Annotated in this window: 14 protein-coding genes; all 14 read left to right on the forward strand. The window is 45.5% G+C overall.

Annotated elements, in window-relative coordinates; all coding sequences use genetic code 11:
• Window positions 1-33: 33 nt before the first annotated feature.
• Window positions 34-405 (forward strand): NADH-quinone oxidoreductase subunit A, encoded by a 372-nt coding sequence (locus tag QZ735_RS08135; RefSeq protein WP_294246698.1) that lies wholly within the window; start codon window positions 34-36, stop codon window positions 403-405.
• A gap of 102 nt (window positions 406-507) precedes the next feature.
• A complete protein-coding gene (locus QZ735_RS08140; protein WP_294246701.1) occupies window positions 508-1068 on the forward strand; it encodes an NADH-quinone oxidoreductase subunit B in 561 nt (186 codons plus the stop codon).
• 5 nt (window positions 1069-1073) lie between these two features.
• Window positions 1074-1568, forward strand: coding sequence for an NADH-quinone oxidoreductase subunit C (locus tag QZ735_RS08145; RefSeq protein WP_294246704.1), 495 nt, complete (start codon window positions 1074-1076; stop codon window positions 1566-1568).
• Between the two features lie 62 nt (window positions 1569-1630).
• Entirely contained in the window at window positions 1631-2854 is a 1224-nt protein-coding gene (gene nuoD, locus QZ735_RS08150) for an NADH dehydrogenase (quinone) subunit D (RefSeq protein WP_294246708.1), read from the forward strand.
• A 101-nt stretch (window positions 2855-2955) separates the two neighbouring features.
• Entirely contained in the window at window positions 2956-3465 is a 510-nt protein-coding gene (gene nuoE, locus QZ735_RS08155) for an NAD(P)H-dependent oxidoreductase subunit E (protein WP_294246716.1), read from the forward strand.
• Window positions 3466-3544: 79 nt separating this feature from the next.
• Entirely contained in the window at window positions 3545-4897 is a 1353-nt protein-coding gene (gene nuoF, locus QZ735_RS08160; RefSeq protein ID WP_294246719.1) for an NADH-quinone oxidoreductase subunit NuoF, read from the forward strand.
• Window positions 4898-4943: 46 nt separating this feature from the next.
• Window positions 4944-5750, forward strand: coding sequence for a hypothetical protein (locus tag QZ735_RS08165; protein ID WP_294246721.1), 807 nt, complete (start codon window positions 4944-4946; stop codon window positions 5748-5750).
• A gap of 44 nt (window positions 5751-5794) precedes the next feature.
• Window positions 5795-6793: a 2Fe-2S iron-sulfur cluster-binding protein gene (locus QZ735_RS08170; RefSeq protein WP_294246723.1), complete on the forward strand. Its 999-nt coding sequence runs from the start codon at window positions 5795-5797 to the stop codon at window positions 6791-6793.
• A gap of 83 nt (window positions 6794-6876) precedes the next feature.
• Window positions 6877-7941 carry an NADH-quinone oxidoreductase subunit NuoH gene (nuoH, locus tag QZ735_RS08175; RefSeq protein ID WP_294246728.1) on the forward strand — a complete coding sequence of 355 codons (1065 nt, stop codon included), beginning with the start codon at window positions 6877-6879 and terminating at the stop codon, window positions 7939-7941.
• Between the two features lie 111 nt (window positions 7942-8052).
• The gene (locus tag QZ735_RS08180) at window positions 8053-8610 is read left to right on the forward strand and encodes an NADH-quinone oxidoreductase subunit I (RefSeq protein WP_294246730.1); all 558 of its coding nucleotides are present in this window, start codon (window positions 8053-8055) and stop codon (window positions 8608-8610) included.
• Window positions 8610-9107, forward strand: a complete 498-nt coding sequence (locus tag QZ735_RS08185; RefSeq protein ID WP_294246732.1) for an NADH-quinone oxidoreductase subunit J — start codon at window positions 8610-8612, stop codon at window positions 9105-9107. Before QZ735_RS08180 ends, QZ735_RS08185 begins: the two co-directional genes overlap by 1 nt.
• A 4-nt stretch (window positions 9108-9111) precedes the next feature.
• Window positions 9112-9441 carry an NADH-quinone oxidoreductase subunit NuoK gene (nuoK, locus tag QZ735_RS08190; protein WP_294246735.1) on the forward strand — a complete coding sequence of 110 codons (330 nt, stop codon included), beginning with the start codon at window positions 9112-9114 and terminating at the stop codon, window positions 9439-9441.
• 6 nt (window positions 9442-9447) lie between these two features.
• The gene (gene nuoL / locus QZ735_RS08195; RefSeq protein ID WP_294246738.1) at window positions 9448-11361 is read left to right on the forward strand and encodes an NADH-quinone oxidoreductase subunit L; all 1914 of its coding nucleotides are present in this window, start codon (window positions 9448-9450) and stop codon (window positions 11359-11361) included.
• Window positions 11361-12345, forward strand: a 985-nt coding sequence (locus QZ735_RS08200; RefSeq protein WP_294246741.1) for a NuoM family protein, incomplete at its 3' end; no start/stop codon positions are given. The genes nuoL and QZ735_RS08200, both read left to right, overlap by 1 nt.

The raw sequence follows: 12345 nt of genomic DNA on the forward strand, positions 1-12345 counted from the left end.
GCTAAATTTGCAAATTGAGATAATAATGCAAAAATGAATTTACCTGAAAGTTATATTCCAATCCTTATACAGGCAGGTGTTGCGATAGGTTTCGTAGCCATTTCTCTGCTTGGAGCACATTTCTTAGGTCCGAAACAGAAAAAAGGAAATTCTGCGAAAAACCAGAGCTGGGAATGCGGAATCCCGGTGGAAGGAAATGCCAGAACTCCGTTTTCCATCAAATACTTTTTAACGGCGGTATTGTTTGTCCTTTTTGATATTGAAATCGTCTTTTTTTACCCGTATGCGGTAAACTTCAGAGAATTCGGAATGGAAGGGTTCCTGGCCGTGCTTACCTTTGTCGCTATTTTCTTCATGGCATTTTTCTACGTATGGAAAAGAGGTGCCCTGGATTGGGATAAATAAAACGGAATAGAAATTTTAAATGACCGTGTTAGATAAGAGAAGTAGGTTTTCAGCTAACTAAACCGCTGTTTCCGAATCTAACTTAAAATCTAAATCAATCAAATGTCAGATAACAAACCAGTAATAAGAACAGATGCACCGGCTCCGGAAGGATTTGAAGGGGAAGGGTTTTTCGCAACGAAACTGAGCAGCGTCATCGGGATGGCCAGAAAATTTTCACTCTGGCCGTTGCCTTTTGCCACCTCATGTTGCGGCATTGAGTTTATGGCCACCCTGAACCCAACCTACGATGCATCCCGATTCGGGATGGAAAGAAACTCTTTCTCCCCGAGACAGGCAGACCTTCTGATGGTATGCGGAACGATATCCAAGAAGCTGGGTCCGGTACTGAAAGAAGTATATACCCAGATGGCAGAGCCGAAATGGGTGGTAGCGGTAGGTGCATGCGCCTGCAGCGGAGGTATCTTCGATACTTATTCCGTGCTTCAGGGAATCGACAAGATTATTCCGGTGGACGTATACGTTCCGGGATGCCCGCCAAGACCTGAACAGATTATTGAAGGCGTAATGCAGGTTCAGGCACTGTCTGAAAGCGAAAGCCTGAGAAGAAGAGATACTCCTGAGTACCAGAAATTACTAGATTCTTACAATATCAGCAACTAACGGAAATGACAAACGAATTTGTACTGGAAGCCATCACGAGAGAATTCCCGGAATCTGTAATCTCCAGCTCGGAACCTTACGGAATGCTTACCATAGAAGTAAAAAAAGAGGATATCAAAAAAATCGTTCATTACCTGAAAGATTCTACCCTTGAATTTAACTTCCTGACCGATATCTGCGGAATTCATTATCCTGAATTTCCTGAAAAGGAAATCGGGGTTGTCTATCATCTGCACAATATGATGGCCAATTTCAGGCTGCGTCTTAAGATTTTCATGACAAGGGAAAATGTAGAGGTGGATTCCCTGACGGAATTGTATGTAGGAGCCAACTGGATGGAAAGGGAAACTTTTGATTTCTACGGAATAAAGTTCAAGGGCCACCCGGACCTCAGGCCGATCCTGAACATGGAAGACCTGGGCTATCATCCTATGCTGAAAGAATACCGGCTGGAAGACGGTACAAGAACCGATAAGGACGATGCCATGTTCGGAAGATAAAAAAGCGAATGGCGAGTGGCAGCCAGCCAATAGCCGGAAGCAAATAGCTAAAAGCAATCATTATGAAAGATAACTCATTATCCAATATACTAAACCAATACGAGAGTAAGGAACAGATCGACGGGCAGCTGTATACCCTGAACCTGGGGCCTACCCACCCTGCCACGCACGGGATCTTCCAGAACGTCCTCACCATGGATGGGGAAAGGATCCTTCATGCCGAGCAGACCGTAGGCTATATCCACAGGGCATTTGAGAAAATTTCCGAAAGAAGGAATTATTCACAGATCACCACCCTTACCGACCGTATGAACTACTGCTCTGCGCCCATCAATAACCTGGGATGGCATATGACGGTTGAGAAGCTGATTGGTGTAGAAGTTCCTAAGCGTGTGGATTATATGCGCGTGATTCTGATGGAGCTGGCCCGTATCGGTGACCACCTGATCTGTAACGGTGTAACCGGAATGGACTCGGGAGCCATTACAGGACTTACCTATATGTTCATCGAAAGAGAGCGTATTTATGATATGTACGAACAGATCTGCGGAGCCAGGATGACGACCAATATGGGAAGGATCGGAGGTTTTGAAAGAGATTTCACCCCGAAATTCCACGAGCTGATCAAGGATTTCCTTAAGACCTTTCCTCCGAGATTCAAAGAATTCTGTACGCTATTGGAAAGAAACAGGATTTTCATGGACCGTACCATCGGCGCCGGAAGCATTTCTGCCGAAAGGGCATTGAGCTACGGCTTTACAGGCCCTAACCTTCGTGCAACAGGTGTGGATTATGACGTGAGGGTTGCACAGCCTTATTCTTCTTACCAGGATTTCGACTTCATCATCCCTGTGGGAACATCGGGAGACACCTATGACCGTTTCATGGTCCGTCAGCAGGAAATCTGGGAATCTATCAAAATCATCAAACAAGCATACGAAAATCTTCCGGAAGGACCATTCCACGCAGATGTTCCGGATTTCTATCTTCCTGAAAAGGCTGATGTATACCAGAAGATGGAAGCTTTGATCTACCATTTCAAAATTGTAATGGGGGAAACCGACGTTCCGAAAGGAGAAGTATACCACGCCGTGGAAGGCGGAAACGGGGAACTTGGATTCTATCTGGTGAGCGACGGGGCAAGAAGCCCGTATAGACTGCACTTCAGAAGGCCTTGTTTTATCTATTACCAGGCTTATCCTGAAATGATCACCGGTTCCGTAATCTCTGATGCTATCGTTACCATGTGCAGCATGAACATCATTGCGGGAGAGCTGGATGCATAAAACGGTTAACGTACAGGGTATTGCTGTACGATGTCCTTGAAAATATAAACAGATAATAATACTTTGTACTTTGTACAATGTACATTTTACAACAAAATAAAATGAGCGAAACAATAGCTTTTACACCGGAAAGTTTAGCACAGGTAGATAAAATTATCGCAAGATACCCGGAAGGAAGACAGAAATCTGCCCTTCTTCCCGTTCTTCACCTGGCACAGAAAGAATTCGGAGGATGGCTGGATGTACCGGTAATGGATTACGTTGCCGGACTGCTGAGCATCAAACCCATAGAAGTATATGAAGTGGCTACTTTCTATACCATGTTCAATATGAAGCCGGTAGGCAAGTATGTTCTGGAAGTCTGCAGAACGGGACCTTGCATGGTTTCCGGAAGTGAAAAGATTCTGAACCACATCAGAACGAAACTGAACATCAAAGACGGGCAGACTACCGAAGACGGCATGTTTACCTTAAAGCCGGCCGAGTGCCTGGGTGCCTGCGGATATGCACCGATGATGCAGCTGGGAAAATTCTTTCATGAAAATTTAACAATAGAAAAAGTAGATGAAATCCTGGACCTCTGCAGGGAAGGACAGATCGCTTTGGATTAATTGGATTTTAATATCAAATAAATAAGAAGCGTGCCGCCGCAGCCGAAAGCTGCTGGTCATCCGCTAAAAGTATACAACAATGAGTAAAAAACTTTTACTTAAAGACGCCCATATCGAAGGCATCCGCTATTTTGAAACCTACCGCAAGCAGGGAGGTTACGGAGCAGCAGAGAAAGCCCTGAAAATGACACCTGATGAGATCCTGGAAGAAGTGAAAGCTTCAGGGCTCAGAGGCCGTGGAGGAGCCGGATTCCCTACCGGGATGAAGTGGAGCTTCCTGGCAAAACCGGAAGGCGTTCCGAGACACCTTGTGGTGAATGCCGACGAATCCGAGCCGGGAACCTTTAAAGACCGGTACCTGATGGAGTTCCTTCCCCATCTTCTGATCGAAGGAATGCTGATTTCATCCTACTGTCTGGGATCCAATGTTTCCTATATTTACATCCGCGGAGAATATTCATGGATTCCGGATATTCTGGAAGAAGCCATTGAAGAAGCAAAAGCAGCCGGATTCTTAGGGAAAAATATTTTAGGAACCGGATTCGACTGTGAGATTTACGTGCAACGCGGAGGCGGGGCCTATATCTGCGGAGAGGAAACCGCTTTGCTGGAATCCCTTGAAGGAAAAAGAGGAAACCCGAGGCTGAAACCGCCATTCCCTGCCGTAAAAGGACTTTGGGAAAGACCTACGGTGGTAAACAATGTAGAATCCATTGCCGCTATCGTTCCGATCATCGATATCACGGGAGCCGAATATGCCAAAATAGGAGTAGGAAGATCTACCGGTACCAAACTGATTTCCGCCTGCGGAAACATCAACAAACCGGGGGTTTATGAAATAGATATGACCATCACTGTAGAAGAGTTCATCTATTCCGATGAATACTGCGGCGGTATCAAGGACGGAAAAAAACTGAAAGCCTGTATTCCGGGCGGAAGTTCGGTTCCGATTGTTCCGGCCAACCTGTTGCTGAAAACCGTAAACGGGGAGCCGAGATACATGAATTACGAATCCCTGGCAGACGGAGGATTTGCTACCGGAACCATGATGGGCTCCGGAGGATTCATTGTTTTGGATGAAGATCAGTGCGTTGTGGAACATACCATGACACTGGCCAGATTCTACAACCACGAAAGCTGCGGACAGTGTACGCCATGCCGTGAAGGAACGGGTTGGATGTACAAGATCCTGAAGAAAATTGAAAACGGCCAGGGCAAGATGGAAGATATCGATCTGCTTTGGGACATTCAGAGAAAAATTGAAGGCAACACGATCTGCCCGTTGGGGGATGCGGCAGCGTGGCCTGTAGCGGCGGCCATCCGCCATTTCAGGGATGAATTCGAATGGCTTGTGATAAACCCGGAGCTGTGCCTGACACAGTTTTACGGAATTGCAAATTACGCAGATCCTATTCCGGCGCCATCGGTTTAATTCTTAGGGGTAAGGAGAGAATTTAAAGGTGATAAAAAAGTGTTTTTTGCTGTTGGCAATAACAGCAGCTTTGGGCGTGAATGCTCAAAAAAGCCACGTGGATCCGTTTAAGAAAGGATCAGTGATGGTGTTCTGGGGGTGGAACAGTTCAGTATATTCAAAATCGGATATCCATTTTAAAGGGGACGGGTACGATTTTCAGCTGGATAACGTCATCGCCCATGACCGACAGACGAAATTTGATTGGGGTGTGTATTTTAATCCTGCTTCAATCACAATTCCGCAGGTGAACTACAGGATTACCTATTTCCCTAAAGATAATCTCGGGATTACTTTGGGAATGGACCATATGAAATATGTAATGGACCAGGAGCAGACGGTGGACTTCAAAGGATATATCAATGATCCTCAGTATGCATCGCTGGTACATAACGGAAAAGCAGATCTTACCGATGCGAAATTACTGACTTTCGAGCATACCGACGGTCTGAATTATATCAACATCGGCGCCCAGAAATATCATAACATCCTGAATAAGGAGAATATTGATCTCTTTCTGAGCTATGGGGCGGGATTGGGCGCATTGCTTCCGAAATCCAACGTGCAGCTGATGGGCAACGAAAGAAGCGACCGGTTTCACCTGGCCGGCTTCGGATTGGATGCCAGGGCTGCGGTAAGCCTGGTGGCCATCAGGCATATTGTGGTTCAGGTAGAAGGTAAATTCGGTTATATTAATATGCCGGATATCAAGACTACCCTCAATAACAAGCCGGATAAGGCTTCACAGGATTTTGTGTACGGGGAACTTGATTTTGGGATCGGATATACATTTAATACAAAAAAGTATAATTAACATAGAGCTGGACTGCTGAGCAGTGGCAGCGAAAAGCATAGAATATGAGCGAAGAGGTTAAAAAATTCAAAATAACGATAGACGGACAGACGACCGAAGTATTGCCCGGAACTTCTATTCTGGAAGCCGCAAGACAAATCGGTGGAAAATCTGTACCTCCGGCAATGTGCTACTACAGCAAATTGGAAACCAGCGGAGGAAGATGCAGAACATGCCTGGTGGAAGTTTCCAAAGGATCTGAAGCAGATCCGCGTCCTATGCCGAAACTGGTAGCAAGCTGCAGGACCAACGTCATGGACGGAATGGAAGTCAAAAACCTTTCGTCCGAAAAGGCCCAGGAAGGGAGAAAAGCCGTTACCGAATTCTTATTGCTGAACCATCCGCTGGACTGTCCGGTTTGCGACCAGGCCGGTGAATGCCACCTTCAGGATCTCGGCTACGAGTACGGAAACGAAACCACGCGGACGGAATTCGAAAGAAATACCTATGATGCAGACGACCTCGGTCCGAACATCAAGCTGAATATGAACCGTTGCATCCTGTGTGCACGATGCGTACTGACAGCCAACCAGCTGACGGAAGAGAGAGAACACGGAATCCTTTTCAGAGGCGACCATGCGGAAATCTCAACGTATCTGAACAAAGCGCTGGATAATGATTTCATCGGAAACGTGATCGATGTGTGCCCGGTAGGAGCACTGACCGACAGAACGGCCCGTTTTGCCAGCCGTGTATGGTTTACCAAACCGATGAATGCCACCTGCAACTGCGGAAAATGCTCCGGAAAAGCAGTGGTATGGATGAAAGGAAACGAAATCGTAAGGGTGACGGCCAGAAAGGACCAGTGGGGAGAAGTGGAAGAATTTATCTGCGATACCTGCCGTTTTGAAAGAAAAGAGCTGTCTGACTGGAATATCGAAGGGCCTAGACATATTGACAGGCATTCGGTAATATCCCTGAACCATTACGAAAAGCCTAAAGATGAACTGAGGGTATTGGATAATCCGATGGCTAAAGAAATCAGCGAAAAAGACGAAAAATAAAATTTGAAAATTTCTTAATTTGAAAATTTGAAAACAGGGAATATTCTCAGATTTCAAATTTCAGATTTCAAACTATAATAAAAATGGATTTAATTACATTTAAACTGATACTCGTACTGGCACTTTTCCTGCTGTCGCTGACGATTGCCGCCTACTCTACCTGGGCAGAAAGAAAAGTAGCTTCCATCATGCAGGACAGGATCGGGCCGAACAGAGCCGGGCCTTTCGGGTTGCTACAGCCTCTTGCTGACGGTGGAAAGTTCTTCTTCAAGGAAGATTTTACACCTGCCAATGCTGAAAAATTCCTTTTCGTATTGGGACCGTCCCTTGTGATGTTCATTTCACTGATTACCGGAGCGGTTATTCCATGGGGTAAAAGTTTAAATATTGCAGGGACTTCATATGACCTGCAGGTGGCCAATATTGACGTAGGCGTTCTCTTCATCATCGGAATGGCTTCCATCGGGGTGTACGGAATCATGATCGGAGGCTGGGCTTCCAATAACAAATATTCATTATTAGGAGCCATCCGTGCATCCTCGCAGATGATCTCCTATGAACTGGCAATGGGTCTTGCCCTGCTTTCCATCATCATGATGACGGGAAGCCTTGACCTGAAAGAAATTACCGAGAGCCAGACCAACGGGAAATTATGGGGATTCATCCCGTGGATTTCCGGAATGAACTGGAATATCTTCTATCAGCCGGTAGCCTTCCTTGTCTTCATTGTGGCGGCCCTGGCAGAAACCAACAGGCACCCGTTCGACTTACCGGAATGTGAGTCTGAGCTGGTAACCGGATATTCTACGGAATATTCTTCAATGAAATTAGGATTGTACATGTTCGGGGAATATGTGAATATGTTCATCTCCAATGCTTTCATGGTCGTTCTTTTCTTCGGCGGATACAATTATCCGGGAATTGAATGGGTAACCCAGAACTGGGGTGAGAATACAGCCGGAATTCTGAGCATCGTGGCGTTCCTGACCAAAACCATTATCGGGATCCTGATCTTCATGTGGATCAGATGGACGCTTCCGAGATTCAGATACGACCAGCTGATGCACCTGGGATGGAAAACGCTGATCCCGATGGCACTGGTGAACTTATTAATTACAGGAGCTGTAATTTTAGCTTTTGCCAATTAAGAATTTAAAAATAATTAGTTTGAAAATTTGATAATGTGACGATGAGAAACGGTGATGCAGCTATCCTTCATTTCCCATTTCCGTCTTCTAACATTTAATAATAAAAAATAAATGAAACTTACCAACAGATCAAAAGTTGTTTCCAACAAAGAAATGACCCTTGCTGAGAAAATCTACCTTCCTGCGATCTTCACGGGAATGGGGATCACCTTCAAGCATGCTGTAAGAACCGTGCTGAAAGGGGCACCTGCCGTATATTCCTATCCGGAGGTACAGAAACCGAGAGCAGAAATCTGGAGAGGCCAGCACGTCCTGAAAAGAGATGAAGAAGGCCGCGAAAGATGCACCGCCTGCGGACTTTGTGCCGTAGCCTGCCCGGCAGAAGCCATTACCATGACAGCTGCCGAAAGAACCAAAGAGGAAAAAGACCTGTACCGGGAAGAAAAATATGCCTCCGTATACGAGATCAATATGCTGAGATGCATCTTCTGCGGAATGTGTGAGGAAGCCTGCCCTAAATCTGCAATTTATCTGACCGACCGTCTGGTAGATGTGGAAACCAACAGAGGGTCTTTCATCTACGGAAAAGATAAATTAGTTGAAAAAATAAATGAAAGGATTGATATCACTGAAAGACAATCCGAGAAACAGAAAAAAGCCGTAAAATAATGGACCAGTTTTTATTTTTCTTGGTGGCGTTTTTAGCAGTGGCAAGTGCAGTCTATTTCGTATTTGCAAGAAATCCTCTTTATGCTATCCTGTCATTGATTGTAACCATGTTTTCAATTGCCGGCATGTACATTCTCCTGAATGCACAGTTCCTGGCCATCATTCAGATTATCGTATATGCCGGTGCCATCATGGTACTTTTCCTGTATATCCTGATGATGCTTAACCTCAATAAGCAAGACGAAAGTAAGAAGAACAATACTTTAAAATTCGTAGGGGTTTTCACGGCGGGGATTCTTCTTATCGGTATACTGGGTGTTTTCAGAGGCGTGCAGGACAACCACATTGCGGTTGCCAATGCAGACGGAAGCGTAGGACTTACGAAAAACCTCGGAAGACTTTTGTTCAATGAATATGTTTTACCGTTCGAACTTGCATCCATCCTTATTCTGGCAGGTATCGTAGGTGCGGTATTAATCGGTAAAAAAGATTTATAAAATTATGGGAGAAGTAAATACATTTGTACAAAGCATCCCTCTGAACTACTTTATTATCCTCTCGTCAGTACTGTTCTGCCTGGGAGTTTTGGGAGTATTGCTGAGAAAAAATGCGATTGTTATTCTGGGTTGTGTAGAGCTTATGCTGAACTCCGTAAACCTGTTGCTGGCTGCTTTTTCAGCCTATAAAGGAAACGGGGACGGACAGCTGCTGGTGTTCTTCATCATGGTGGTAGCTGCCGCAGAAGTAGCAGTAGGGCTGGCGATCATTGCCATGCTGTACAGAAATACCCGTTCTGTAGATGTGAGTATATTTAATAAACTAAGAGGATAAATAGGAATGGAGAATTTAGTATACGCAATCATACTTTTACCGCTTTTAGGGTTTCTGATCAACGGCTTATTCGGGAAAAACCTTCCGAAGATGGTAGTAGGGACGCTGGCTACGGCAGTGGTTTTCGGATCTTTCTGCATCGCCGTAAGCCTGTTCATGAATTTTGATTCTGAAAGTCAGCCTGTCATTGTAAAAGCCTTTGAATGGTTCCGGGTAAACGGAGTCCAGATCAATTTCGGATTCCAGATCGACCAGTTATCCCTGATGATGGTGATGATCATCACCGGAATCGGCTCTCTGATCCACCTTTACTCCATCGGCTACATGAGCCATGATAAAGGGTTCTATAAGTTTTTTACTTATCTCAACCTTTTCATCTTTTCCATGCTGCTGCTGGTAATGGGAAGCAATTACCTGATCCTTTTCATCGGATGGGAAGGGGTAGGTTTATGTTCCTATTTACTCATCGGCTTCTGGTACACCAACGAAGAATACGGTAAAGCGGCAAGAAAAGCCTTCATTATGAACAGGATCGGTGACCTTGCGTTGCTGATCGGGATCTTTATGATCGCTTCCCAGACCAATGCCGTAGATTATCTTTCCGTAAGGGAAAATGCAGGTAAATTCGAGCTGGACGGAAGCGTGATCATCTTTATCACCGCAAGTTTATTCATCGGGGCTACCGGAAAATCGGCACAGGTTCCTTTATATACGTGGTTACCGGACGCTATGGCCGGGCCGACTCCCGTTTCCGCACTCATTCACGCGGCTACGATGGTAACAGCAGGGATCTACCTGATCGTACGGTCAAACTTCCTGTTTACCCTGGCACCTACCGTTCAGGGAGTGATCCTGTTTATCGGGTTCCTTACGGCAGCACTGGCAGGATTCTACGCACTCCGCCAGAACGATATCAAAAAGGTACTGGCCTACTCCACCGTTTCACAGCTTGGATTCATGTTCATCGCTTTGGGACTGGGCGCTTATACTACAGCCATGTTCCACGTAATGACGCACGCTTTCTTCAAAGCCCTGTTGTTCCTGGGAGCAGGTTCCGTAATCCATGCCATGAGCAATGAGCAGGATATGCGTTTCATGGGCGGACTGAAAAAATACATTCCGGTGACCCATGCCACCTTCCTGATCGGGACACTGGCGATTTCCGGATTCCCTTTATTATCGGGAATGATCTCCAAAGACGAAATTTTAGTAGCTGCATTCGCTAAAAACCCGGTATACTGGTTTATCCTGTTTGTGCTGGCAGCAGTTACGGCTACCTATATGTTCAGATTATATTACCTGACTTTCCACGGAGAATTCCGGGGTACGGAAGATCAGAAGCATCATCTGCATGAAAGCCCATCCAATATGACCTTGCCGCTGATCGTACTGGCTGTATTATCCGTAGTGGGCGGTTTCATCAACCTTCCTCACTTTATCGGCCACGGTCATTATGCAAAACTTATGGAATGGCTGAAACCGGTACTTACGGAAGAAAGCTTCAAACAGATGGAGGCTACCCTATCGGGAGTGCCTTTCGGTACGGAGATGATTCTGCTGGGGGCAACCGTCCTGATGTTCTTCTCCGTTTGGTTCATCGTAAAAAATACGTATGTCAACAAGAAGAAGGCAGCAATGCCGGAAGAACAATATACGGGATGGGAAAAACTGTCTGCCAGGAAATTGTATATTGATGAACTTTACAATGCATTATTTGTAAAAACCATTGAAGGATTAGGACGCGGAGGAAGAATGTTTGATAAAGGAGTCCTTGACCGTGTGGTGGATTTCGTAGGGGAAGGCGCTGAAGACAGCGGAAAAGCTATGAAGCGCATCCAGAACGGAAATGTGGAAAACTACATCCTTATCATGTCTTTAGCGGTAGGAATTATACTGATTGTTAACTTTATATTACAATAATGTCTGGTTTATTATTAACATTATTACTATTACCTCTCGTAGGTTCGGGATTAGTTTTTGTATGGAAGAATAATTCCAGCAAGTATTTGGCTTTGGGAATTGCATTGGTGCAGATGCTGCTTACATTCTACGCGCTGTCGGCTTTCGATTTCGGGCCTACCGTAGACAGCAAGCTGCAGTACGAAATCACCTATCCCTGGTCACAGTTCATTAAAAGCACCCTTCACTTCGGTATCGACGGGATGAGCATGCTTCTTCTGATCCTGACCAACATCCTGACGCCAATCATCATTTTATCATTATTCAATGAAAATGTAAGCTACAGGAATACATTCTACGGACTGATCCTGCTGATGCAGTTCGGACTGGTAGGAGTATTCACCTCACTGGACGGCTTACTGTTCTATATCTTCTGGGAAGTTACCCTGATCCCGATCTGGTTCATTGCCGGTCTCTGGGGACAGGAAAACAAAAGGTTCGAGTTCACAACAAAGTTCTTTGTGTATACCTTCGTAGGATCCTTATTCATGCTGGCAGGGCTGATCTACGTTTACAACCATTCAGCTTCATTTGCACTGACTGATTTGTACAATGCCCAGCTGAATGAAACCCAGCAGACGGTGGTATTCTGGTTCATCTTCTTTGCTTTTGCCGTAAAATTACCGGTATTCCCGTTTCATACGTGGCAGCCGGACACATATACCTATTCGCCTACGCAGGGCTCCATGCTTTTAGCAGGGATCATGCTGAAGATGGCCGTTTACGGAGTGATGCGGTACCTGTTGCCGATTGCGCCGCTGCCGGTTGCAGGAATCTCGGGGCAGATTGTTCTGATCCTCGCCATTATCGGAATTGTACACGGGGCTATGATTGCCATCATCCAGTCGGATATGAAAAAAATCATCGCTTATTCTTCTTTCTCCCACGTAGGACTTATGGTAGCCGGGATCTTTGCTTCAGCAGTAGTTACCTTGAGAGGTTCTT

It is taken from the genome of uncultured Chryseobacterium sp., assembly GCF_913776365.1.
GTDB lineage: Bacteria > Bacteroidota > Bacteroidia > Flavobacteriales > Weeksellaceae > Chryseobacterium.